This is a genomic window from Azohydromonas aeria (genome assembly GCF_009760915.1).
Classification (GTDB): domain Bacteria; phylum Pseudomonadota; class Gammaproteobacteria; order Burkholderiales; family Burkholderiaceae_C; genus Azohydromonas; species Azohydromonas aeria.
On the sequence record NZ_VIDQ01000016.1, the window covers coordinates 22,205 to 45,728 of the forward strand.

At 69.1% G+C, this 23,524-nt stretch carries 21 protein-coding genes; 16 read left to right on the forward strand and 5 right to left on the reverse strand.

From position 1 onward, the window contains the following. Positions 1-25: 25 nt before the first annotated feature. The 4 genes from FJ694_RS12005 (at position 26) to FJ694_RS12020 (ending at position 5,848) form a co-directional block, all read left to right on the forward strand. Entirely contained in the window at positions 26-2,005 is a 1,980-nt protein-coding gene (locus FJ694_RS12005) for an extracellular solute-binding protein (RefSeq protein WP_157267473.1), read from the forward strand. A gap of 6 nt (positions 2,006-2,011) precedes the next feature. After that, positions 2,012-3,049, forward strand: coding sequence for a microcin C ABC transporter permease YejB (locus FJ694_RS12010; protein WP_157267474.1), 1,038 nt, complete (start codon positions 2,012-2,014; stop codon positions 3,047-3,049). A 109-nt stretch (positions 3,050-3,158) separates the two neighbouring features. Next, on the forward strand, positions 3,159-4,241 hold the full coding sequence (locus FJ694_RS12015) for an ABC transporter permease (protein WP_157267557.1): 1,083 nt from the start codon (positions 3,159-3,161) through the stop codon (positions 4,239-4,241). Continuing rightward, positions 4,238-5,848, forward strand: coding sequence for an ABC transporter ATP-binding protein (locus FJ694_RS12020; RefSeq protein ID WP_157267475.1), 1,611 nt, complete (start codon positions 4,238-4,240; stop codon positions 5,846-5,848). The genes FJ694_RS12015 and FJ694_RS12020 overlap by 4 nt, the downstream gene beginning before the upstream one ends. A 37-nt stretch (positions 5,849-5,885) precedes the next feature. On the opposite strand, the gene gstA is transcribed toward FJ694_RS12020, so the two are convergent. Further along, a complete protein-coding gene (gstA, locus tag FJ694_RS12025; RefSeq protein WP_157267476.1) occupies positions 5,886-6,494 on the reverse strand; it encodes a glutathione transferase GstA in 609 nt (202 codons plus the stop codon). Between the two features lie 73 nt (positions 6,495-6,567). Here gstA and FJ694_RS12030 point away from each other — a divergent pair, with 73 nt between their 5' ends. Beyond that, the gene (locus FJ694_RS12030; protein ID WP_157267477.1) at positions 6,568-6,939 is read left to right on the forward strand and encodes a glutaredoxin domain-containing protein; all 372 of its coding nucleotides are present in this window, start codon (positions 6,568-6,570) and stop codon (positions 6,937-6,939) included. Positions 6,940-6,966: 27 nt separating this feature from the next. On the opposite strand, the gene FJ694_RS12035 is transcribed toward FJ694_RS12030, so the two are convergent. Next, the gene (locus tag FJ694_RS12035; RefSeq protein ID WP_157267478.1) at positions 6,967-7,221 is read right to left on the reverse strand and encodes a YkgJ family cysteine cluster protein; all 255 of its coding nucleotides are present in this window, start codon (positions 7,219-7,221) and stop codon (positions 6,967-6,969) included. 205 nt (positions 7,222-7,426) lie between these two features. Between FJ694_RS12035 and FJ694_RS12040 the strand changes: the two genes are divergently transcribed. The 6 genes from FJ694_RS12040 to FJ694_RS12065 all read left to right on the forward strand — a co-directional run bounded on the left by FJ694_RS12040 (position 7,427) and on the right by FJ694_RS12065 (position 12,882). After that, the gene (locus FJ694_RS12040) at positions 7,427-8,383 is read left to right on the forward strand and encodes a PDC sensor domain-containing protein (RefSeq protein WP_157267479.1); all 957 of its coding nucleotides are present in this window, start codon (positions 7,427-7,429) and stop codon (positions 8,381-8,383) included. 106 nt (positions 8,384-8,489) lie between these two features. After that, a complete protein-coding gene (locus FJ694_RS12045; protein WP_157267480.1) occupies positions 8,490-8,696 on the forward strand; it encodes a DUF2061 domain-containing protein in 207 nt (68 codons plus the stop codon). A 52-nt stretch (positions 8,697-8,748) separates the two neighbouring features. Next, positions 8,749-10,749, forward strand: coding sequence for a tRNA uridine-5-carboxymethylaminomethyl(34) synthesis enzyme MnmG (gene mnmG, locus FJ694_RS12050; RefSeq protein ID WP_157267481.1), 2,001 nt, complete (start codon positions 8,749-8,751; stop codon positions 10,747-10,749). After that, positions 10,736-11,407 carry a 16S rRNA (guanine(527)-N(7))-methyltransferase RsmG gene (rsmG, locus tag FJ694_RS12055; protein WP_157267482.1) on the forward strand — a complete coding sequence of 224 codons (672 nt, stop codon included), beginning with the start codon at positions 10,736-10,738 and terminating at the stop codon, positions 11,405-11,407. Before mnmG ends, rsmG begins: the two co-directional genes overlap by 14 nt. A 61-nt stretch (positions 11,408-11,468) precedes the next feature. Beyond that, positions 11,469-12,077: a LysE family translocator gene (locus FJ694_RS12060; RefSeq protein WP_157267483.1), complete on the forward strand. Its 609-nt coding sequence runs from the start codon at positions 11,469-11,471 to the stop codon at positions 12,075-12,077. Positions 12,078-12,111: 34 nt separating this feature from the next. Further along, a complete protein-coding gene (locus FJ694_RS12065; RefSeq protein ID WP_157267484.1) occupies positions 12,112-12,882 on the forward strand; it encodes a ParA family protein in 771 nt (256 codons plus the stop codon). A gap of 98 nt (positions 12,883-12,980) precedes the next feature. Here FJ694_RS12065 and argC read toward each other — a convergent pair whose 3' ends face one another. Then, complete coding sequence (gene argC / locus FJ694_RS12070) at positions 12,981-13,922, reverse strand: N-acetyl-gamma-glutamyl-phosphate reductase (RefSeq protein ID WP_157267485.1); 942 nt, start codon at positions 13,920-13,922, stop codon at positions 12,981-12,983. 58 nt (positions 13,923-13,980) lie between these two features. Between argC and FJ694_RS12075 the strand changes: the two genes are divergently transcribed. Further along, complete coding sequence (locus FJ694_RS12075; protein ID WP_157267486.1) at positions 13,981-14,550, forward strand: RBBP9/YdeN family alpha/beta hydrolase; 570 nt, start codon at positions 13,981-13,983, stop codon at positions 14,548-14,550. Next, a complete protein-coding gene (locus FJ694_RS12080; protein WP_157267487.1) occupies positions 14,544-15,425 on the forward strand; it encodes a ParB/RepB/Spo0J family partition protein in 882 nt (293 codons plus the stop codon). Before FJ694_RS12075 ends, FJ694_RS12080 begins: the two co-directional genes overlap by 7 nt. Positions 15,426-15,522: 97 nt before the next feature. On the opposite strand, the gene otsA is transcribed toward FJ694_RS12080, so the two are convergent. Both otsA and otsB read right to left on the reverse strand, forming a co-directional pair. Further along, entirely contained in the window at positions 15,523-16,902 is a 1,380-nt protein-coding gene (otsA, locus tag FJ694_RS12085) for an alpha,alpha-trehalose-phosphate synthase (UDP-forming) (protein ID WP_157267488.1), read from the reverse strand. 290 nt (positions 16,903-17,192) lie between these two features. Then, the gene (otsB, locus tag FJ694_RS12090) at positions 17,193-17,954 is read right to left on the reverse strand and encodes a trehalose-phosphatase (protein ID WP_157267489.1); all 762 of its coding nucleotides are present in this window, start codon (positions 17,952-17,954) and stop codon (positions 17,193-17,195) included. Between the two features lie 510 nt (positions 17,955-18,464). On the opposite strand from otsB, the gene FJ694_RS12095 reads away from it, so the two are divergent. Genes FJ694_RS12095 through FJ694_RS12105 form a run of 3 tightly spaced genes read left to right on the forward strand, consistent with a single transcriptional unit; the run spans position 18,465 to position 23,269 of the window. Further along, positions 18,465-20,387, forward strand: a complete 1,923-nt coding sequence (locus FJ694_RS12095) for a PrkA family serine protein kinase (protein ID WP_157267490.1) — start codon at positions 18,465-18,467, stop codon at positions 20,385-20,387. 33 nt (positions 20,388-20,420) lie between these two features. Next, positions 20,421-21,710: a YeaH/YhbH family protein gene (locus tag FJ694_RS12100; protein ID WP_198320806.1), complete on the forward strand. Its 1,290-nt coding sequence runs from the start codon at positions 20,421-20,423 to the stop codon at positions 21,708-21,710. Continuing rightward, complete coding sequence (locus FJ694_RS12105; protein WP_157267492.1) at positions 21,707-23,269, forward strand: SpoVR family protein; 1,563 nt, start codon at positions 21,707-21,709, stop codon at positions 23,267-23,269. The genes FJ694_RS12100 and FJ694_RS12105 overlap by 4 nt, the downstream gene beginning before the upstream one ends. Positions 23,270-23,524 lie beyond the last annotated feature (255 nt).

The following is a 23,524-nucleotide window of genomic DNA, read 5'->3' on the forward strand; positions in this document are numbered from 1 at the left end:
CCCGCGGGCCCGTCCGTTGACAACGATGTCCAACAAGCCTGCCGCACCCACGCGGCGCGACCGCCGCCGCTGCGCGGCGCTGCTGTTCTCCACGGGACTGTGGCCGGCCTGGCCGGCGCTGGCGGCGCTGGCGGCCTCCAGGAGCGCTGGCGCCGCCGCTCCCATTGCCCCCGCCACGCCCGCCCCGGCCCCGGCCGACGCCGCGGGCGCCGTGCCCGAAGGCGGGCGCTGGGTGCATGCGCTGGCCGCCTTCGGCGAGCCCAGGTACCCGCCGGGCTTCACGCACTTCGAGTACGTCCGGCCCGACGCGCCCAAGGGCGGCGTGCTGCGGCTGCGCAACCCGGACCGGCGCTCCAGCTTCGACAAGTTCAACCCCTTCACCGTGCGCGGCAACGCGCCGGCGGGGGTGTCGCTGTTCATGTTCGAGGGGCTGTGCACCGCCTCCGACGACGAGCCGCAGACCATGTACGGGCTGCTGGCGGAGGCCTTCCTGGTGGCGCCGGACCGCTCCTCGGTCACGTTCCGGCTGCATCCGCGGGCACGCTTCGCCAACGGCGACCCGGTGACGGCCGAGGACGTGAGGTTCAGCTTCGAGCGCCTCACCAGCAAGCAGGCCTCGCCGGCGCTGGTGCAGACCTACGCGCCGGCCGGCCCGGTGACGGTGCTCGACGAGCGCACGGTGCGTTTCGGCATCAAGGACCGCAGCATGGACACGGTGTTCCTGGTCGGGGGCCTGCCGGTGTTCTCGCGCAAGTGGGGTCTGGGGACGGACGGCAAGATGAAGCCGCTGGACCAGGTCGTCACGGAATACCCCATCACCACCGGCCCCTACACCATCGCCGCGGTGGACATGGGCCGGCGCATCGAGTTCCGGCGCAACCCGGACTACTGGGCCAAGGACCATCCGGCGCGCCGCGGCTGGTTCAACTTCGACCGTGTCGTCTACCGCATGTACAAGGACGCCGCGGTGGCCTTCGAGGCCTTCAAGACCGGCGAGTACGACCTCTACAAGGAGTACAGCTCGCGCGCCTGGGTGCGCCAGCACCAGGGGCCGAAGTGGGAGGACGGGCGCATCGTCAAGAAGTCCTTCGAGACCGCCACCGGCCAGGGGCTGCAGAGCCACCAGTTCAACACCCGGCGCGAGCTGCTGCGCGACCGGCGCGTGCGCGAGGCCATCGCGCTGGCCTACGACTTCGAGCGCATCAACCGCTTCGGGCTGCTCAAGCGCGCCTACAGCGTGTTCAACAACTCCGAGTTCGCGGCCGAGGGGCTGCCCTCGCCGGGCGAGCTGGCGCTGCTGGAGCCCTACCGCCGCGAGCTGCCGGCCGAGGTGTTCGGCCCGGCGTTCCGCCCGCCCAGCACCGCCGGCGGCGCGCCCGACCTGCGGCGCAACCTGCTCAAGGCGCGCGCGCTGCTGGAGGACGCGGGCTGGAAGCTCGCCGCCGACGGCCGGCTGCGCAACGCGCAGGGGCGTGCGCTGGAGCTGGAGTACCTCAACCCCGGTGACAGCGGCGGGCGCATCGCCGACTGGCAGAAGAACTGCGACAAGCTCGGCATCACGCTGCGCGAGCGCAACGTCGATTTCGCGCTCTACCGCAACCGGCTGGAGAACTACGACTTCGACGTCATCACCATCGTCGAGGGCAAGTTCACGCTGCCCAATGCCGCGGGCTACATCACCAGCTACGGCTCGCAGGCCGCCGACGAGAAGGGCAACGGCAACTTCCGCGGCATCAAGAGCGCGGCCATCGACCACATCCTGGCCGTCATGGCCAAGGTGCAGACCCTGGCCGAGCTGCGCGACTGCTGCCGTGCCATGGACCGCATCGTGATGTGGAACCACTGGCAGGTGCCCGACGTGTACGTCGCGGCCGAGCGGGCCTCGTACTGGAACCGCTTCGGCATACCGGCCAAGCCGCCGCTGTACTTCAGCATCGACACCGCGGGCGAGAACAGCGCCTGGCCGATCATGTGCTGGTGGATCCCGGACTCCGAAAGGCGCTGACGACCGATGCTCGGCTACATCCTCAAGCGGCTGCTGCTCATGATCCCCACGCTGCTGGGGGCGCTGACCATCACCTTCATCGTGATCCAGTTCGTGCCCGGCGGGCCGGTGGAGCAGCTCATGGCCGAGGCCCGCGCCAACCAGCGCGGCGGCGACAGCGACGCCTACAAGGCCGGGCGCGACAGCGACGCGCGCCAGATCGAGGAGCTCAAGAAGCTCTACGGCTTCGACAAGCCCGCGCACGTGCGCTACGTCGAGATGCTGGGCCAGTTCGCGCGCTTCGACCTGGGCACGAGCTTCCTGCAGAACAAGGACGTGTGGACGCTCATCAAGGAGAAGCTGCCGGTGTCGATCTCGCTGGGGCTGTGGTCCTTCTTCATCTCGTACCTGATATCGATCCCGCTGGGCGTGGCCAAGGCGGTGCGCGAGGGCACGCGCTTCGATGCGTTCACGACGCTGCTGGTGCTGGTGGGCTACGCGATTCCCGGCTTCGTGCTGGGGGTGCTGCTGATCGTGCTGTTTGCCGGCGGCACCTTCTACGAATGGTTCCCGCTGCGCGGGCTGACCTCGGACAACTGGGCCGAGCTGTCGTGGCCGGCGCGCATCGCCGACTACTTCTGGCACTTGACCCTGCCGCTGATCTGCCTCGTGATCGGCAGCTTTGCCGTGATGACCATGCTGACCAAGAACACCTTCGTCGAGGAGATGCGCAAGCAGTACGTGCTGGTGGCGCGCGCCAAGGGGCTGTCGCAGCGGCGCGTGCTCTACAAGCACATCTTCAGGAACGCGCTGATCCCGCTGGTGACGGGCTTTCCGGCGGCCTTCATCGGCGCCTTCTTCGCAGGATCCGTGCTGATCGAGACGCTGTTTTCGCTCGATGGCCTGGGGCTGCTGGCCTACGAGTCCGTGATCCGGCGCGACTATCCCGTCGTGCTCGGGTCGCTGTACCTCTTCACGCTGATCGGCCTGGTGGTCAAGCTGATCTCCGACCTGCTGTACGTGGTGGTCGATCCGCGCGTGCAGTTCGGCAGCGTGGCTAAGTGAGGCGCGGCGCATGAGCTCATCCCCCCTCCTGCCCGGCGCCTCCGGCGCCCCCGGCCGCGGCCCGGCCACGCCCGCCGCCGCCCAGGGCACCGACCGGCCCGTGGACCTGATGCCCGACGCGCCCGCGGGCGCGGCCGACGCCGCCGCCGCGCCGGCGCCCGCGGCGGCGCAGGCGTCCCGCTCGCGCAACCAGCGCGCCTGGGCCCGTTTCAAGCGCAACCGCGTGGGCTACGTCTCGCTGTGGCTGTTCATCGCGATGCTGGTGGTCTCGACGCTGGCCGAGCTGGTGAGCAACGACCGGCCGCTGGTGGCGAAGTACGAGGGGCGCTGGTTCTTCCCCGTGCTCAGCAACCCGCCGGAGACGGCGCTGGGCGGCGACTTCGCCACGCCCACCGACTGGAAGGACCCCTTCATCGCCGCGCAGTTCGACAAGCCTGGCAACTGGCGGCTGGGCACCGTCAACCCGCATTCCGCCACCTCCACCGACTACTTCTCCAGGCAGCCCGACCCGGCGCCGCCGGGCGCGCGCAACGTGCTGGGCACCGACAGCCAGGGCCGCGACATGCTGGCGCGGCTGCTCTACGGCTTCAGGGTGAGCATCTGGTTCGCGCTGGCGCTGACCTTCGTCGGCACGGTGCTGGGCGTGCTGGCCGGCGCGATGCAGGGCTACTTCGGCGGCAAGCTGGACCTGACCCTTCAACGGGTCATCGAGGTCTGGGGCGCGGTGCCGGAGCTGTACCTGCTGATCATCTTCGCGTCGATCTTCGAGCCCTCGCTGCTGCTGCTGCTGATCCTGCTGTCGCTGTGGGGCTGGATGGGACTGTCGGACTACGTGCGCGCGGAGTTCCTGCGCAACCGCTCGCTGGACTTCGTCAAGGCGGCGCGGGCGCTGGGGCTGACGAACCGGCAGATCATCTTCCGCCACGTGCTGCCCAACTCGCTCACGCCGGTGATCACGTTCCTGCCGTTCCGCATGAGCGCGGCGATCCTGGCGCTGACCTCGCTGGACTTCCTGGGCCTGGGCGTGCCGCCCACCGTGCCCTCGCTCGGTGAGCTGCTCAACCAGGGCAAGGCCAACCTCGACGCCTGGTGGATCATCGTCCCGACCTTCATCCTGCTCGCGCTCACGATGCTGCTGCTGACCTTCATCGGCGACGCGCTGCGCGACGCCTTCGACACGCGCAAGTCATGAGCCACCCCGTGAGTGCATCCGAGCCGCTGCTCAGCGTCGAACACCTGACGGTGCGCTTCGGCGCCGCCACGGTCGTCAATGACGTGAGCTTCCAGGTGCGGCCGAGGGAAAAGTTCGCGCTGGTGGGCGAGTCGGGGTCGGGCAAGTCGATCACCTCGCTGTCGGTGCTGCGGCTGGTGGACGGGGCACAGAGCAGCGGCGTGATCCGCTTCGGCGGTGAGGACCTGATGCGGCTGCCCGAGCGGCGCATGCAGGGCCTGCGCGGGCGCGACATCGGCATGATCTTCCAGGAGCCGATGACGGCGCTGAACCCGCTCTACCGCGTGGGCAACCAGATCGCCGAGGTGCTGGAGCTGCACGAGGCGCTGCGCCCGAACGCGGCGCGCGCGCGCGCCATCGAGCTGCTGGCGCGCACCGGCATCCCCGAGCCGCAGCGCCGGGTGGATGCCTACCCGCACGAGCTCTCGGGCGGGCAGCGCCAGCGCGCCATGATCGCCATGGCGCTGGCGTGCAAGCCCAAGCTGCTGATTGCCGACGAGCCCACGACGGCGCTGGACGTGACGATCCAGGCGCAGATCCTGGCGCTGCTGGATGAATTGCAGGACGAGATGGGCATGGCGCTGCTGTTCATCACCCACGACCTGAACCTGGTGCGCCGCTTCACGCACCGCGTGGGCGTGATGGAGCGCGGGCGCCTGGTCGAAACCGGCGACACGGCCGCCGTGTTCGCCGACCCGCAGCACCCCTACACGAGGAAGCTGCTGGGCAGCCGCCCGAAGCGCGTGGTGCAGCCGGTGCCGGCCGAGGCGCCGGTGCTGCTGCAGGGGCAGGACATCCGCGTGCACTTCCCGCGCAAGGGCAACTGGTTTCGCAAGCAACCACCGTTCGAAGCGGTGCGCCAGGCCACGCTGGAGCTGCGCCGCGGCGAGACGCTGGGCATCGTGGGCGAGTCGGGCTCGGGCAAGACCACGCTCGGAATGGCGCTGCTGGCGCTGCAGCCCATTGCCGGCGGGCAGGTGCGGCTCGACGGGCAGCGCATCGACGACGCCGGGCGCGACGCGCTGCGCGCCATGCGCCGGCGCATGCAGGTGGTGTTCCAGGACCCCTTCGGCTCGTTGAGCCCGCGCATGACCGTGGGCCAGATCGTGGGCGAAGGCCTGGCCCTGCACCAGCCGCAGCTCAGCCGCGAGCAGCGCGAGCAGCGGGTGCTGAAGATGCTCGACGAGGTGGGCTTGAGCGAGCGCCACGGCGTGGCCGACGTGCTGCAGCGCTATCCGCACGAGTTCAGCGGCGGGCAGCGCCAGCGCATCGCCATCGCGCGCGCGGTGGTGCTGGAGCCGGAGCTGCTGGTGCTCGACGAGCCGACCTCGGCGCTGGACGTGTCGGTGCAGCAGCAGGTGCTGGCGTTGCTGGCGCAACTGCAGCAGCGCTACGGGCTGAGCTACGTCTTCATCAGCCACGACCTGGCGGTGGTGCGTGCCATGTCGCACCGCGTGATCGTGATGCGCCAGGGCGAGATGGTGGAGCAGGGCGAGGCGGAAAGCCTGTTCAGCGCGCCGCGCCAGCCCTACACGCAGGAGCTGCTGGCGGCGGCGCGGCTGGGTTGAATGGCCGGGTCAGCTGTTGCGCAGCCGGCCCCAGGCTTTACTTGATCAATCCCTCGTGCTTCATCGCCGCCTGCACCGCCGGGCGCTGCAGCATGCGCTGGCGGAAGGCCTGCAGGTTGGCCAGGTCGGCGATGTCCACCTGCGTGGGCTCGGCCCAGTTCGTCACGGTGAACAGGTAGGCGTCGGCCACGCTGAAGGCGTCGCCCATCAGGTAGGACTTGCCGGCGAGCTGGTCGTCCACGTACTGCAGCTTCTGGCGCAGCCGGGCACGGTAGAGCGCCTTGGCGTCGTCGGGCATGCCTGGCGTGAAGAAGGCGCCGAAGCTCTTGTGCAGCTCGCTGGTGATGAAGTTGAGCCACTCCATGAGGCGGTAGCGCTCCATGGTGCCGGCGGCAGGGGCGAGCTTGCGGTCGGGCACCTGGTCGGCCAGGTACTGCACGACGGCCGGCCCTTCGGTGAGGCGCTCGCCGTTGTCGAGCTCCAGCAGCGGCACCGAGCCTTTGGGGTTGATGGTGTAGTAGTCGGTGCCGTCGGGCAGCTTGTGCGTCTTGGTGCTGGCCAGCACCAGCTCGCAGGGCAGGGCGGCCTCGTGCAGCACGATGTGGGGGCTCAGCGAGCAGGCGCCCGGGCTGTAGTAGAGCTTCATGTGTCGGGTCTCCTTCATTCGGGGGGTCGGCCACGTACGATAGCCGCTGTCGCGGCTTCCCCTTCCTCCTGGCATGTCCCGTTCCATCCTCGAAGAAGCGCGGCTGCATCCGGCCATCCGCGAGCATGTCGCCACGCTGCATGCCGACATCGTGGCCGAGGTGCAACGCGCGGTGGCGGCGCACGCGGTGGTGGTGGTCGGCATGGCGCAGAACCCGTTTCCGAAGCGCGCGCGCCGCGCGCTGGACCGCGCCGGCATCGGGCACTTCGACCTCGACTACGGCAGCTATTTCAGCCAGTGGCGCCGGCGCAATGCGCTGAAGATGTGGACCGGCTGGCCCACCTTCCCGATGGTGTTCGTGCGCGGCCAGCTCGTGGGCGGGGCGCAGGAGCTGGAGAAACTCATGGCCAGCGGGGAGCTGCAGCGGCTGCTGCAGGCCGCTTGAGCGGCAGGCGCTGGAACCGCGGCGCGTTCAGGGCGCCGTCTGGCGTTCCATCCAGGCGAGCCACTGCATCGCCTGCTCGCGGCTCGTACCGCACATGGCCGCGCTCGGTTGCAGCGAGGCGCACACCGCCGGGCGCTTCGGGTGCCCAAAAATGAGGCAGCGCTCGTCCGTGCCCAGCTGCACGCAGCGCACGCCGGCCGGCTTGCCGTCGGGCATGCCGGGAATGGCGCTGGAGATCGAGGGGGCGGTGCAGCAGGCTCCGCAGCCGGGGCGACAGTCCATGAGGCGAAGGCGTGTCCCGCAATGCGGACGAAGCGCGCATTGTGCTGCCTCAGGGTTGGCCCTTGCCTTGGGCGGCTTGTCAGTTTCGATCAATGCAGCGCTGGCAGCATCAACGCATCCCCACTGCGGCCCGCTCCGCTTCCCGCCCTGCCGCAGCCCTGGAGCTGCCTCCTTCCCCTTCCCCTCTCTTGCTTTCCCGCCTGCGATGCGAGCCCCCCGCCGCCTGCTGACCTGGTCCCTGCCCGCTGCCGCCGTGCTGGCCTGCGGCGCGTACTGGACCCAGCTGCTGCATACCCAGCAGCAGGCACGCGAGCGCGCGCTGGTCAACGCGGCCACGCGCGCCACGCACCTGGCCGACACGCTGGCACTCCAGGCCGAGACGCTGCTGCAGTCGGCGGACTTCGTGCTCTCCACCGTGGGCGCCCAGTGGGGGGGCGACCGCCAGCCGCTGCCGCCGCTGCCCTATCCGGCCGGCGCCGTGCTGCAGCTGGGCGTGCTCGATGCCAAGGGCCGGCTGCAGCCGATGGACGGTGGCACCGCGCCGGGAGCGATCGACGGGCTGCCGGCATCCGCCCCCGGTCTTGCGGTCGGCGCGCCGGCGCGTGCGCCGGTGGCCGGTGCAGTGAGCTTCACGCGGCCCTTGCCCGGCCATGGCCAGGTGCTGCTGACGCTGTCGCCCGGCTATCTCACCGGGCTGCTGCGGCGGCTGCAGCCCACGCGCGGCGACCTGCTGCTGCTGGTGCGCAGCGACGGCGTGGCCGTGGCGCGCAGCGACGGGCTGGTGGAGCCGCTGCCTTTCGCGGTGGCGCCGCTGTTCGAGCGCGCGCCGCGTGCCGGTGAAGTGACGAGCCAGAGCTGGCCGCCGGAAGAAGGGCGCCGCATCCTGGGCTGGCAGCGCACGGCCGGCGCAACGCCGCTGCTGGCCCTGGCCGCCGTGGACGAGGCCGGCGTGCTGCGCGGCGTGCAGGCGGAGCAGGCGGCGGTGCGCTACCGCGCCGCCGTCGGCAGCGCCGCGCTGCTGGCGCTGGCCGGCGCTTTCTCGCTCCTGGCCCGGCGCCGGCAGCGCCGCCGTGCCGCCGCGCAGCGGCCGGCAGCGCCTGCGCCCATGGCTACGGCGACGCGCCCGGCCAAGCATCCCGATTCGGCCTCCACGCCCGCTTGACGTCTTCAGGCTATCGCCGGCATGGCGCCAATTGATTGGCGCTTATGTCCTGGGTCCGCCACCATGGCGTCAGGAATCATTCTCATTGAGGCGAACGGAGAACGGCATGGCCAAGACGGCGGCTTTCGGCGTGGTGCACGTCGGCACGGCATTCGGCGTGAGCTACGCCCTGACGGGCAGCGTGGCGGTGGCCGGCGCGGTGACGCTGGTGGAGCCGCTGGTGAACATGGTCGTGCATTACTTCTTCGACAAGACCTGGGAGCGGCATTTCGGCCATGCCCCCGCAGGTGGGCCGGTAGCCCCGCAACCTTAAAATCGAGGGTTTGCCACTTCATGAGGCCGTCGCGGGAGCGGCGGTGTGCGCCGTGCTGCATCCCCAGGAATTCGAGGTCATCGTCGTCGGCGGTGGCCATGCCGGCACCGAGGCGGCGCTGGCCGCGGCCCGCATGGGCTGCCGCACGCTGCTGCTGACCCACAACATCGAGACGCTCGGCCAGATGAGCTGCAACCCGTCGATCGGCGGGATCGGCAAGGGTCACCTGGTCAAGGAAGTGGATGCGCTGGGCGGCGCGATGGCGGCGGCCACCGACGAGGCCGGCATCCAGTTCCGCATCCTCAACGCCAGCAAGGGACCGGCCGTGCGCGCCACGCGGGCACAGGCGGACCGCATCCTGTACAAGGCCGCGATCCGGCACCGTCTGGAAAACCAGCCCAACCTGTGGCTGTTCCAGCAGGCGGTGGACGACCTGATGGTGGAGGGCGACCGGGTGGTGGGCGCGGTGACGCAGATCGGCCTGCGCTTCCGGGCGCCGACGGTGGTGCTGACGGCCGGCACCTTCCTGGACGGCAAGATCCACGTCGGCCTGCAGAACTACAGCGCCGGCCGCGCCGGCGACCCGCCGGCGGTGAGCCTGTCGGCCCGGCTCAAGGAGCTGAAGCTTCCGCAGGGCCGGCTCAAGACCGGCACGCCGCCGCGCATCGACGGGCGCAGCATCGACTTCTCGAAGCTCACCGAGCAGCCCGGCGACCTGGACCCGGTGCCGGTGTTCAGCTTCATGGGCCATGCCTCGCAGCACCCGCGCCAGCTGCCGTGCTGGATCACGCATACCAACGGGCGCACGCACGAGATCATCCGCAGCGGCTTCGACCGCAGCCCGATGTTCACCGGTGTGATCGAGGGGGTCGGCCCGCGCTACTGCCCCAGCATCGAGGACAAGATCAACCGCTTTGCGGACAAGGACTCGCACCAGATCTTCCTGGAGCCCGAAGGGCTGACCACGCACGAGTTCTATCCCAACGGGATTTCCACCTCGCTGCCCTTCGACATCCAGCTCGCGGCGGTGCGCTCCATGCCGGGCCTGGAGAACGCGCACATCCTGCGCCCGGGCTACGCCATCGAGTACGACTACTTCGACCCGCGCGAGCTGTCGCCGAGCTTCGAGACGCGCGCCATCAAGGGCCTGTTCTTCGCCGGGCAGATCAACGGCACCACCGGCTACGAGGAGGCCGCGGCCCAGGGCTTGTTTGCCGGCCTCAATGCGGCGTTGCAGGCCAGGGGCGAGGCGCCCTGGCTGCCCGGGCGGGACCAGGCCTACCTGGGTGTGCTGGTGGACGACCTCATTACCCGCGGCGTGAGCGAGCCTTACCGCATGTTCACCAGCCGGGCCGAGTTCCGGCTGCAACTGCGCGAGGACAATGCCGACCTGCGCCTGACCGAGGAAGGGCGCCGGCTGGGCTTGGTGGACGATGCGCGCTGGGAGGCTTTCAACCGCAAGCGCGACGCTGTTTCACGTGAAACACAGCGCCTGCGCGAGAGTTGGGTGCATCCGCGCTGGCTGGCGGCAGAGCAGGCCGAGGCACTGCTGGGCAAGGCCATCGAGCGCGAGTACGCGCTGGTGGACCTGCTGCGGCGTCCCGGTGTGGATTGGGACAGGATGGCTGCAATCGACGCGCTGGCGAAGCAGGCCCGGGGCAATGAGCGGGGAGCGCCGGAAACCGTTGTTTCACGTGAAACACTGGGCGCCGAGCTGGGCGTGGAACTGGCCGATGCGGTGATCGAGCAGGTCGAGATCGGCGTCAAGTACGCCGGCTATATCGACAAGCAGCAGGAAGAAGTGCAGCGCGCAGCCCAGTACGAGAAGCTGCCGCTGCCCGAGGACCTGGACTATTCGGAAATCACGGCCCTGTCGTTCGAGGTACGGCAGAAGCTGGCCAAGCACCGGCCGGCCACGCTGGGCCAAGCTTCGCGCATTTCAGGCATCACGCCGGCGGCCATCTCGCTGCTGCTGGTGCACCTGCGCAAGGGCAGCTGGAAGGAATTCAAGGTGACGGCATTGGCCGAGGCGGGTGGCGATGCAGCAGCCTGACACCACCGCCGCAGTGCCAGCCGATACCGGGCGCATCGCGGCGCTGCTGTCCGCGCTGGGTCTGCAAGCGGATGAGCGACAGCTTCTGCAGTTGCAGGACTACCTCGCGCTGCTGCAACGCTGGAACAAGACCTACAACCTGACGGCGCTGCGCGATCCGGCGCAGATGTTCACGCATCACTTGGCCGATTGCCTGGCAGCCCTGCCGCCGCTGCAGCGGGCCTGGGGTGGCCGCGAGGGCCTGCGGCTGCTGGACGTGGGCAGCGGCGGCGGTTTGCCGGGCGTGCTGATCGCCATCCTGTGCCCGGCTCTGCAAGTCAGTTGCGTGGACACGGTCGGCAAGAAGGCGGCGTTCATCCGGCAGGCCGGAGCGGAGCTGCGGTTGCCGAACTTGCGTGCCGAGCATGCCCGCGTGGAACAGCTGCCCGGCCGCTACGACCTGATCACCAGCCGGGCCTTCGCCACGCTGCTGGACTTCGTGACGCTGACCCAGGAACGGCTGGCTGCCGGGGGGCTGTGGCTGGCCATGAAGGGCAAGCGGCCCGACGACGAAATGGCCGTCTTGCCGGGCGACGTGGAGGTGTTTCACGTGGAACCGCTCACTGTGCCCGGTCTGGACGCAGAGCGCTGCCTGGTATGGATGCGGCCGCGCGCCTGACACGGGACAATCGAGGCTTCAGCCGGACAGCGGTGCCGGTGTCCAAGCTTTGGAGAACTGCATGCTCGGCATCGACGTCGGCGCGTTCTGCGCGTCCGTGATCCTGTTCCTGGCCTTGCCAGGTCCCGGCACGTTCATGCTGCTGAGCAGTACGGGGCAGGGCGGTTTCAAGGGCGGTGCGGCCGCGACGCTGGGCCTGATCCTGGGCGACCAGGTTTTGCTGTGGCTGGCCGTGGCGGGCATGGCGGCGCTGCTGGCGGCGAATCCGCTGCTGTTCAAGGCGCTGCAGGTGGCCGGTGCGGCTTACCTGGGTTGGTTGGGGCTGAGAATGCTGTTGAGCCGGGACGAAGGCGCCGCCTTGCCCGTGCGCGTCAGTCCGGGGCGCTACCTGCGCCAGGGCTTCCTGATCACCCTGTCCAATCCGAAGGCCATCGTGTTCTACATGGCTTTCTTTCCGCTCTTCATCGACCCCGCGCGCCAGCAGGGCGTCTGGACCTTTGCGTTCATGGCGCTGCTTATCGCCCTGATCACGGCGGCCTGGTGCCTTGCGCTGTGCGCCGGTGCCGAGGCGGTGGCCGGCTACGTGCGAGCCCATCGCCGGCTGGCGCGCGCATTGCAGCGGCTTGCGGGCCTGGCCTTGCTGGGTTTCGGTCTGCGCCTGGTGCGCTGACTCCTTCTTCATCATCACAACAAACACCTCGACCATGGCCAAGATCTTTTGCATTGCCAACCAGAAGGGCGGCGTGGGCAAGACCACCACGGCAGTCAACCTGGCCGCCGGGCTGGCGCGCATTGGCCAGCGGGTGCTGGTGGTGGACCTGGACCCCCAGGGCAACGCCACCATGGGCTCGGGCGTGGACAAGCGCACCCTGGAACACAGCGTGTACGAGGTGCTGATCGAGGCAGCCTCGGTGCGCGACGCCCGCGTGCATGCCGACAAGGCCGGCTACGACGTGCTGGGCGCCAATCGCGAGCTTTCCGGCGCGGAGGTGGAACTGGTGGGCGTGGAGCGGCGCCAGGACCGGCTACGCTCCGCGCTGGCTGCCTGCGATGCCGACTATGACTTCGTGCTGGTCGATTGCCCGCCGTCGCTGAGTCTGCTCACGCTCAACGGCATGTGCGCAGCGCACGGCGTGGTGGTGCCGATGCAGTGCGAGTATTTCGCGCTGGAGGGGCTGACGGACCTGGTCAACACCATCAAGCAGATCCACGCCAGCCTGAACCCGCAACTGCAGATCATCGGACTGCTGCGCGTGATGTTCGACCCGCGCATGACGCTGCAGCAGCAGGTCAGCGAGCAGCTGAAACACCATTTTGGCGATAAGGTCTTCGATACCGTCATCCCGCGCAACGTGCGCCTGGCCGAAGCGCCCAGTTACGGCCAGCCCGGCGTGGTGTTCGATCCGAACGCCAAGGGGGCGCAGGCCTACGTGGAATTTGCCGAGGAACTGGTGAAGCGCTGCGGCAAGCGCTGAGCGCCGGACGGTGCCGAGGTGAAGGCCGCGGGGCCGTGGCTCGCGACCATGAAAAAGCCGCCCGCAGGCGGCTTCATGCAGCGCAGGGCCGCCGGGGTTCAGAGACCCAGGCCCTCATCCAGGCCCAGGTGAATGTTCATCGACTGCACCGCGGCGCCGCTGGCGCCCTTGCCCAGGTTGTCCAGGCGCGCCACGACGATGGCCTGCTTGTCGCTGGCGAACACGGCGATGTCCACGCGGTTGGTGTCGTTGCAGGCCTGCACGTCGAAGAAGTTGCCGTCCAGGTTGGCGGCGTCGCCCAGGGGCAGCACGTTGATGAAGCGCTCGCCCTCGTAGTGCGCGGCGTAGGCGGCGTGCAGCCGCTGCGCGTCGGTGCCGGCGGCCAGTTGCGAAAAGTGCAGCGGCACGCTCACGGCCAGACCCTTCAGGAACGGGCCGACCACGGGCATGAACACCGGCGCCACCTGCAGCCCGGTATGGGCCGTCATTTCCGGGATGTGCTTGTGCGCCAGGCTCAGGCCGTAGGGCCGCGGCGAGGCCAGCTTCGCATTACCGCCCGCCTCGTACTCGGCGATCATGCTCTTGCCGCCACCGGAATAGCCGGTGATGGACGTGGCCGACAGCGGCAGGTCCGGCGCGACGATACCGGCGTCCAGCAGCGGGCGCAGCAGCAGGATGAAGGCGGTGGAGTGGCAGCCCGGGTTCGAGATGCGCTTGGAGCGGCGGATCAGCTCGCGCTGCCCCTTGGCCAGCTCCGGCAGGCCGAACACCCAGCCCGGCGCGGTGCGGTGCGCGGTGCTGGCGTCGATCAGGCAGGCGTCGGGATTGCGCACCAGCGCCGCGGCCTCGCGCGAGGCGGCGTCAGGCAGGCACAGGAAGGACACTTGCGCGGCATCGAGCAACCGGGCGCGCTCGGCCGGATCCTTGCGCTTGTCGGGGTCGATGCGCAGCAGCTCGATGTCGTCGCGCTGCGCCAGGTACTCATGGATGCGCAGCCCGGTGGTGCCCTCCTGACCGTCCACGAACACGGTATGTTTCATCGTCGCTTCTCCAAACTCACTTCACTTCGAGCAAACGCATGAGGATAAGCCAAGGCCCATGGACGACCTGCAAGTACTGATCCTGCCCGGCTGGCAGGGCTCCGGCCCCGAACACTGGCAAAGCCGCTGGGAACAGCGCCCCGGCTTCACCCGCGTGCAGCAGGGCGACTGGCTGTGGCCGCGCCGCGGCGACTGGATGGCGCAACTCGAAGAAGCCGTGCTCGCGCGCCGCGGCCCGCTGCTACTGGCGGCACACAGCCTGGGCTGCCAGCTGGTGGCGGCGTGGGCGGCGCATTCGCGCAACACCGCGCGCGTGGGCGGCGCGCTGCTGGTGGCACCGCCCGACCCGGAGCGCGAGGACATGCCGCCCAACCTCTACAACTGGCGGCCCATCGTGCGCCAGCGGCTGCCGTTCGCGGCCACGGCGGTGATCAGCAGCGATGACCCCTACTGCACCCCGGCGCGCGCCGCCGCCATGGCGGCCGACTGGGGTGCGCGGTGCGTGGACATCGGCCCGCTCGGCCACATCAACGCCGACTCCGGCCTGGGCGACTGGGCACAAGGTCTCGAACTGTTGCGCGAGGTCGCGGTGGCCGCCGGGCTATCGCCGACAATCGCGCCATGGTGACGAAGAAACCCAAGGGGCTGGGACTGGGCCTCGAAGCCTTGCTCGGCCCACGCGTGGAGGCACCCGAGGCGCCGCCGACGGTCTTGAAGCTGGACCTGCTCACGCCCGGGCGCTACCAGCCGCGCACGCGCATGGACGAGGGTTCGCTCTACGAGCTGGCCGAGAGCATCAAGAGCCAGGGCGTGATGCAGCCGATCCTGGTGCGACCGGCCGACGAGGGGCGCTACGAGATCATTGCCGGCGAGCGCCGCAGCCGCGCCGCGCGCATCGCCGGGCTCGAAGAGGTGCCGGTGCTGGTGCGCGAGGTGCCCGACGAGTCGGCGGCCGTGATGGCGCTGATCGAGAACATCCAGCGCGAGGACCTGAACCCGCTGGAAGAGGCGCAGGGCCTGCAGCGCCTGGTCACGGAGTTCAACCTGACGCACGAGCAGGCCGCGCGTGCCGTCGGCCGCTCGCGCAGCGCCGCGAGCAACCTGCTGCGGCTGCTCAACCTGTGCCCGCCGGTGCAGCAGATGCTCATGGCCGGCGACCTGGACATGGGCCACGCCCGTGCGCTGCTGGCGGTGGAGCCGGCACAGCAGATCCTGCACGCCAACGAGATCGTGGCGCGCAAGCTCTCGGTGCGCGAAGCCGAGAAGCTGGTGGCACGCCAGGCGGCGCCGGCACGGCCCAAGCCGGGCCCGGACAAGGCGCAGGACAAGTCGCGCGACCTGCAGCGCATCGAGGAGTTGCTGGCCGACGCGCTCACCGCCGCGGTGGAAATCCGCATCCGCCGCAAGACGCTGCACGGCGAGAAGGGCGAGATCGCCATCGCCTTCGGCTCGCTCGACGAGCTCAACGGCCTGCTCGACAAGCTGGGCGTCAAGGAAACCTGAGCCCGCAGCCGGGCGCGCGGTCGCGCGCGTCCCTTACTTGTTCAGTGTACTGATCCTGCTGCAGGAGCGGGTGACAGGCTGCGCCGGGTGTGGCCGATCACTGGCGCAGTTCGTCCAGGAAACGGCGCTGCCACCAGTGCACATCGAACTCGCGGATGCTGGCCAGCAGCCGCTCGTGGCGCGCCTGGCGCTCTTCGAGCGGCATGTGCAGCGCGTGCTGGATGGCGTCGGCGCTGCCATCGCTGTCGTAGGGATTGACCAGCAGGGCATCGCGCAGCTGCTCCGCGGCGCCGGCGAAGCGCGACAGCACCAGCACGCCGGGGTCGGCCGGGTCCTGCGCGGCGATGAACTCCTTGGCCACCAGGTTCATGCCGTCGCGCAGCGGCGTCACCAGCGCCACGCGGCTGGCGCGGTAGAGGCCCGGCAGCCGCTTGCGCGCCACGGTGCGGTGGATGTAGCGGATGGGCATCCAGTCGAGCTCGCCGAAGTTGCCGTTGATGGAGCCGCATATACCTTCGAGCTGGCGGCGCAGGTCGTTGTAGGCGCCCACGGTCTCGCGCGAGGGCGAGGCGATCTGGATCAGCGTGGCGCTGTTGCAGTTGTCCGGGTAGCGCGTGAGCAGGCTGCGCATGGCGCGCAGGCGCTGCGGCAGGCCCTTGGAATAGTCGAGCCGGTCCACGCCCACGAGCAGCCGCCGCTTCGCGTACTGCTCGCGCATGGTGGCCAGCGTGTCCTGGGCCTCGCGTCCCTGCGTGAGCGCGGCGAACTCGTCGACGTCGATGCCGATGGGAATGGCCTGCACGCGCACGTCGCGGCCGAAGGCGCGGAAGCGGCCGTCGGCCGCCTGCTCGGCCTGCGCCTCGGTGTAGACGTAGCGGGCGAAATGGTTCAGGTCGGCCTGGCTCTGCAACCCGACCAGGTCGTAGGCGAAGAGGGCGCGGATGAGCCACTCGTGCGCCGGGATGGCGGCCATGATCAGCGGCGGCGGCAGCGGGATGTGCAGGAAGAAGCCGATGCGCTGGCGGCAGCCCAGCGCGCGCAGCTCCTCGGCCAGCGGGATCAGGTGGTAGTCGTGGACCCAGATCAGGTCGTCGGGCCGCAGCAGCGGCAGCAGCTGCTGGGCGAAGAGCCGGTTCACGCGCCGGTAGCCGCCGATGAAGCCGGAGTCGAAGTCGGCCAGGTCGAGCCGGTAATGGAACACCGGCCACAGCACGCCGTTGGAGTAGCCGAGGTAGTAGGCGTCGTGGTCTTCCTGGGTCAGATCCAGGGTGGCGAGCGTGACGTCGCCGGCGCGCTGCACGTGCAACCGCGGTGGCGCCGCGGCGCCGCCCTCGGCCTTGTCGAGGATGTTGCCGCTCCAGCCGAACCACAGCCCGCCGGTGGCGTTGAGCGCCTCGCCCAGCGCCACGGCCAGGCCGCCGGCGGCGGTCTTGCGTGGATCGGCCACGCGGTTGGAGACGACGACCAGTCGCGGCATGCGCTTCCCCCTTTCTTTGCGCGCGCCGGTGGCGCGCCGCCTTTGTACGGTGAACATCGCCGCCGCCCCAACAGGTCCACGGCGGTCCCGTCAGCGCCCAGGGCAGGGCGCATGCCTTGCCCTGCGGCTCCCGTGCAACCCGGCTGCGGCAGGCACCGTCCGCGGGCATGCCGCCCCTGCGCGGTGCAGACGCTGACTTGAAGCCAGCGCGCAGGGCAAGCGGCGTGCGCAGCAGGGACCTGGAAACCGGGGCGGCGAACGGCGGTGCGCGGGAAAGGGACCGCGCTGCCTCAGCCCTCCCCGCCGGGCTGCGAGGTTGGGCCCTGCAAGGCCTGCAGCGCCGTCTGCAGCCAGCGCTGCAGCGCAGCAGGGTCCGATATGCGGAAGCCGGCGCAGGTCGGGCCCGGGCCGACCTTGACGGCCACACCACCCAGTGCCTGCACCGCCTCGAATCCGGCCTCGTCGGTGACGTCGTCGCCGAAGAACCAGGGCTGGCGCCCCTGGAACGGCGCTTCGGCCAGGAAGGCGCGCACCGCGTTGCCCTTGCCGGCGGCGCGCGGCTTGAGCTCGACGACCTGCTTGCCGCGCATCAGCGCCATGTCGGGCAGTTGCCGCAGCGCCGCCTCCATGGCAGTCAGGCACGCCGCCTCCAGCTGCGGCGCAAGCCGGTAGTGCAACGCCAGGGCACCGGTCTTGCGCTCCAGCAGCAATCCGGGATGCGCCGCACACAGGGCCTGCAGCGGACCCAGCACGGCGTCCAGGTCGGGTACTGGCAACCGGTGCCAGCCGCCGGCGGCGTCACGGCGCTCGGCGCCATGCACACCCGCCGCGGGCAGGTGCAACGGGTGCAGGAAATGGTCGATCTCGGCAATGGGCCGGCCGGACACCGCGGCCAGCGCGCCATCGAGCGTCGCGGCCAATGCCTGCAGCCGCGCCGGCACGTCCTCGGCCACGACCACGGCCTCGGGCCGCGGCGCGATGTCGGCCAGGGTGCCGTCGAAATCCAGGAACAGGGCGATGCGGGGCGTGGCGGGCAGGGGGGGTGCTTGCATGGGCGCAGCCTAGCCACGCACGGCGAACCGGGGATGCGGCCAAGTCACCGTTGCTGGCGTGGCTTTGAGGCAGGGCTTAGCGTTGCCTCAGGCCACAAGCTGCGGCGCTGGTTCGGGAAAGCCCTCGCAACCCGGCGGCGCGAAATGTGAACGAATGGTTCAAGGCCGGGGGCCTGTTGTAACGCGGGCACCCGTTGCACGAAACGTCAGCCGCCAACAAGGTTGCGGCGTTGAGAATGAGTACAAGCGGGCGCGCCGGCCCCGCACCAGGAAGGAGGGTCCCAGCGGGGCACGGTCCTTGCTGAGGGTGGGGCAGGCGGCATCAAGAAACCCGCCTGGTGAATCGCGCTGACTTTGGCTCCCTTGGAGGGACGATCACGCAAGCCACACGCTGAAGACCGGAAAGCTCTGATGGCGCCCGGGCCCGTACAGCCGGGACTTCATCAGAACTTCCCAGACGCTCTGGCGGCCGGCTACCGCCTGTGTGCGTCTTCCATTCAAGGAGGTCCCATGGACGTGATCAGCAGCTTCGCCGCCCGTTACGAACGCACCCGTGAGGAGGAACTCACGCTGGAGGAGTACCTCGCGGAGTGCAAACGCAATCCGCTGGCCTACGCCACCGCGGCCGAGCGCATGCTCAAGGCCATCGGCGAGCCGCAGATGATTGACACGCGCAACGACCCGCGCCTGTCCCGGCTGTTCGCCAACAAGGTCATCAAGATCTACCCGGCCTTTGCCGAGTTCTACGGCATGGAGGACTCGATCGAGCAGGTCGTCTCCTACTTCCGCCATGCCGCGCAGGGCCTGGAAGAGAAGAAGCAGATCCTCTACCTGCTGGGCCCCGTGGGCGGGGGCAAGAGCTCGATTGCCGAGCGGCTGAAGCAGCTCATGCAGGAAGTGCCCTTCTTCGCCATCAAGGGCTCGCCCGTGAACGAGAGCCCGCTGGGCCTCTTCGACGCGGTGGAGGACGGCCCGATCCTGGAGAAGGAGTACGGCATCCCGCGCCGCTACCTCAACCGCGTGCTCTCGCCCTGGGCGGTGAAGCGGCTGGAGGAGTTTGGCGGCGACATCCGCAAGTTCCGCGTCGTCAAGCGCTACCCCTCGATCCTCAAGCAGGTCGGCATCGCCAAGACCGAGCCCGGCGACGAGAACAACCAGGACATCTCCTCGCTGGTGGGCAAGGTCGACATCCGCAAGCTCGAAACCTATGCCCAGGACGACCCGGACGCCTACAGCTACTCCGGCGGCCTGTGCCTGGCCAACCAGGGCCTGCTGGAGTTCGTGGAGATGTTCAAGGCGCCCATCAAGGTGCTGCACCCGCTGCTCACGGCCACGCAGGAAGGCAACTACAAGGGCACCGAGGGCTTCGGCGCCATCCCCTTCGACGGCGTGGTGCTGGCGCACAGCAACGAGAGCGAGTGGAAGGCCTTCCGCAACAACAAGAACAACGAGGCCTTCCTGGACCGGATCTACATCGTCAAGGTGCCGTACTGCCTGCGCGTGAGCGAGGAGGTCAAGATCTACGAGAAGCTCATCCGCGGCTCCTCGCTGGCGCAGGCCACCTGCGCGCCGGGCACGCTCAAGATGATGAGCCAGTTCGCGGTGCTCACGCGGCTCAAGGAGCCCGAGAACTCCAGCCTGTTCAGCAAGATGCAGGTCTACGACGGCGAGAACCTCAAGGACACCGACCCGCGCGCCAAGAGCTACCAGGAGTACCGCGACTATGCCGGCGTCGACGAGGGCATGAGCGGCATCTCCACGCGATTCGCCTACAAGATCATCTCCAAGGTCTTCAACTTCGACTCCACCGAGGTCGCGGCCAATCCGGTGCACCTGATGTACGTGCTGGAGCAGCAGATCGAGCGCGAGCAGTTCCCGCCGGAGCTGGAGCAGAAGTACGTGGCCTTCATCAAGGAGCAGCTGGCGCCGCGCTACGCGGAGTTCATCGGCAAGGAGATCCAGACCGCGTACCTGGAGAGCTACAGCGAGTACGGCCAGAACATCTTCGACCGCTACGTCACCTACGCCGACTACTGGATCCAGGACCACGAGTACCGCGACACCGACACCGGCGAGGTGTTCGATCGCGCCTCGCTCAACGCGGAGCTGGAGAAGATCGAGAAGCCCGCGGGGATTGCGAACCCGAAGGACTTCCGCAACGAGATCGTCAACTTCGTGCTGCGCGCGCGGGCCAACAACCAGGGCAAGAACCCGGTGTGGACCAGCTACGAGAAGCTGCGCACCGTGATCGAGAAGAAGATGTTCAGCAACACCGAGGAGTTGTTGCCGGTCATCAGCTTCAACGCCAAGGCCAGCGCCGACGAGGCCAAGAAGCACGAGGACTTCGTCACGCGCATGGTGCAGAAGGGCTACACCTCCAAGCAGGTGCGGCTGCTGTGCGAGTGGTACCTGCGCGTGCGCAAGAGCAGCTGAGCCGCGGAGCCGCAAGCACCGATGGGAGACTCCATGCTTCAACAGATCATCGATCGCCGGCTCGCGGGCAAGAACAAGTCCATTGGCAACCGCGAGCGTTTCCTGCGCCGCTACCGTGAGCAGATCCGCGAGGCCGTCAAGCGCGCGGTGGACGGGCGCGGCATCCGCGACATCGAGCGCGGCGAAGAGATATCGATCCCGAAGAAGGACATCTCCGAGCCGGTGTTCCACCACGGCCAAGGCGGCGTGCGCGAGATCGTGCACCCGGGCAACCAGGAGTACGTGCGCGGCGACCGCATCCAGCGCCCCAAGGGCGGCGGCGGCGGGGGCAGCGGCAGCGGCCAGGCCAGCGACTCCGGCGAGGGCGAGGACGACTTCGTCTTCAGCCTGTCCAAGGAGGAGTTCATGCAGGTCTTCTTCGAGGACCTGGCGCTGCCGCATCTCATCCGCACCCAGATCGCGGAAGTGCCGGAGTGGAAGAGCCAGCGCGCGGGCTTCACCTCCGACGGCACGCCCAACAACCTGCACGTGCTGCGCTCGATGCGCGGCGCCCTGGGCCGGCGCATCGCGCTGGGCTCGGAGTCGCGGCGCGAGCTGCGCGATCTCGAGGAGCGGCTGGAGAAGTTGCAGGCGCACCCGCATCCGACCCCGGCGATGGCCGAGCGCGAGATCGGCGAGTTGCTGGAGCAGATCCAGGCGCTGCGTGCCCGGCTCGCGCGCATCCCGTACCTGGACCCGATCGACCTGCGCTTTCGCAACCGGGTGCGCGTGCCGGTACCCTCGTCCAAGGCGGTGATGTTCTGCCTCATGGACGTCTCGGGCTCGATGGACGAGGCGCGCAAGGACCTGGCCAAGCGCTTCTTCATCCTGCTCTACCTGTTCCTGACCAAGCACTACGAGAAGATCGAGCTGGTCTTCATCCGCCACCACACGCAGGCGCAGGAGGTGGACGAGCAGAACTTTTTCCACGCCACCGAGACCGGCGGCACGGTGGTCTCCAGCGCGCTGGTGCTGATGGAGGAGATCGTGCGCCAGCGCTACGCCGGCGGCGAGTGGAACATCTACGGCGCGCAGGCCAGCGACGGCGACAACTGGCACCACGACAGCGGCCGCTGCCGCGAGCTGCTGGCCGACAAGATCCTGCCCATGTGCCGCTACTACGCCTACGTGCAGGTGGCCGAGGAAGAGCAGAACCTTTGGGAGGAGTACACCCAGCTGCTGGCCGCGCACCCGCACTTCGCCATGCGCAAGGCCACCGAGGCCTCGCAGATCTACCCCGTGTTCCGCGACCTCTTCAAGAAGGAAGGAGCGGTGGCCGCATGAATGCGCTTGTCATCAAGAACCCGCTGCGCGAGCCCAAGCTGCTGGCCGAGCGCCCGCGCGAGCCGCTGCCCGGGCCCAGCGACTGGACCTTCGAGCTGATCCAGCAGTACCACGACGTGATCCGCGCCACGGCGGAGCGCTTCGGCCTGGACACCTATCCCAACCAGCTGGAGATCATCACCGCCGAGCAGATGATGGACGCCTACGCGTCGGTGGGCATGCCGGTGAACTACCGGCACTGGAGCTACGGCAAGGAGTTCATCGCCACCGAGAAGAACTACCGCCGCGGCTTCATGGGCCTGGCCTACGAGATCGTCATCAACTCCAATCCCTGCATCAGCTACCTGATGGAGGAGAACACGATGGCGATGCAGGCGCTCGTGATCGCGCACGCCGCCTACGGCCACAACAGCTTCTTCAAGGGCAACTACCTGTTCCGGATGTGGACCGACGCGTCGTCGATCATCGACTACCTGGTCTACGCCAAGAACTACATCGCCGAATGCGAGGAGCGCCACGGCCTGGACACGGTCGAGGCCTTCATCGACTCCTGCCATGCGCTGGCCAACTACGGGGTGGACCGCTACCGCCGGCCGAGCAAGCGCACGCTGGCCCAGGAGCTCGCCGAGCGCAAGGACCGCGAGAACTACGCGCAGCAGCAGGTCAACGACCTGTGGCGCACGCTGCCGCGGCGCCAGGACGAGAGCAAGGAAGCGCCCGAGGCACAGCGCCGCTTTCCCGATGAGCCGCAGGAGAACCTGCTCTACTTCATCGAGAAGAACGCGCCGCTGCTGGAGCCCTGGCAGCGCGAGGTCGTGCGCATCGTGCGCAAGGTGGCGCAGTACTTCTACCCGCAGCGCCAGACGCAGGTGATGAACGAGGGCTGGGCCACCTTCTGGCACCACCGGCTGCTCAACCAGATGTACGACGACGGCTACCTCACCGACGGCGTGATGATGGAGTGGCTCAAGTCGCACACCAACGTCATCTACCAGCCACCCGTGGGGCACAAGGCCTACAGCGGCCTGAACCCGTATGCGCTGGGCTTCGCGATGTACACCGACTTGCGGCGCATCTGCGAGAACCCCACGGCCGAGGACCGGCAATGGTTCCCCGACATCGCCGGCGCGCCCTGGCTGCCCACGCTCGACGAGGCGATGCGCAATTTCAAGGACGAAAGCTTCGTCGGCCAGTACCTGTCGCCGAAGCTCATGCGCGACTTCCGCCTCTTCGCCATCGTCGATGACGAGAAGGACTCCGAGATCGAGGTCAGCGCCATCCACGACGAGCAGGGCTACCGCCGCGTGCGCGAGGCGCTGTCGCGCCAGTACGACCTGGGCACGCGCGAGCCCAACATCCAGGTCTGGAACGTGAACCTGCGCGGCGACCGCTCGCTGACGCTGCGCCACACCCAGCACCAGGACCGGCCGCTGGCCGACTCCGCCCAGGAGGTGCTGCGCCACGTGGCGCGGCTGTGGGGCTTCGGCGTGCACCTGGAAAGCGTGGACAGCCGCAACGAGGTGCGCAAGCGCTGGTCGGTGCCGGCGCCGCCGGCCTGAGCTGAAAGTCTCCCTCGCCGCCACCGGACCGCGTCCGGTCCGGCGGTGCGCGGCTGGCCTGCCGATGCCCGGCACGCCGGGTCCGTCCGAAGGGTGTTCATTCGCCCGCGCAAGGGGCCGGCACCGCGCCGTGCCGGCGTTGCAGTTGCGACTGCCTGGGTGCTTGGAGCCCTGCCGCCAGCGGCAACGACGGCGGCAAACCGTGCCGATGCGCGGTAATTCACGGCAGATCAGGGCAAGTTAAAGCCCCCGTGC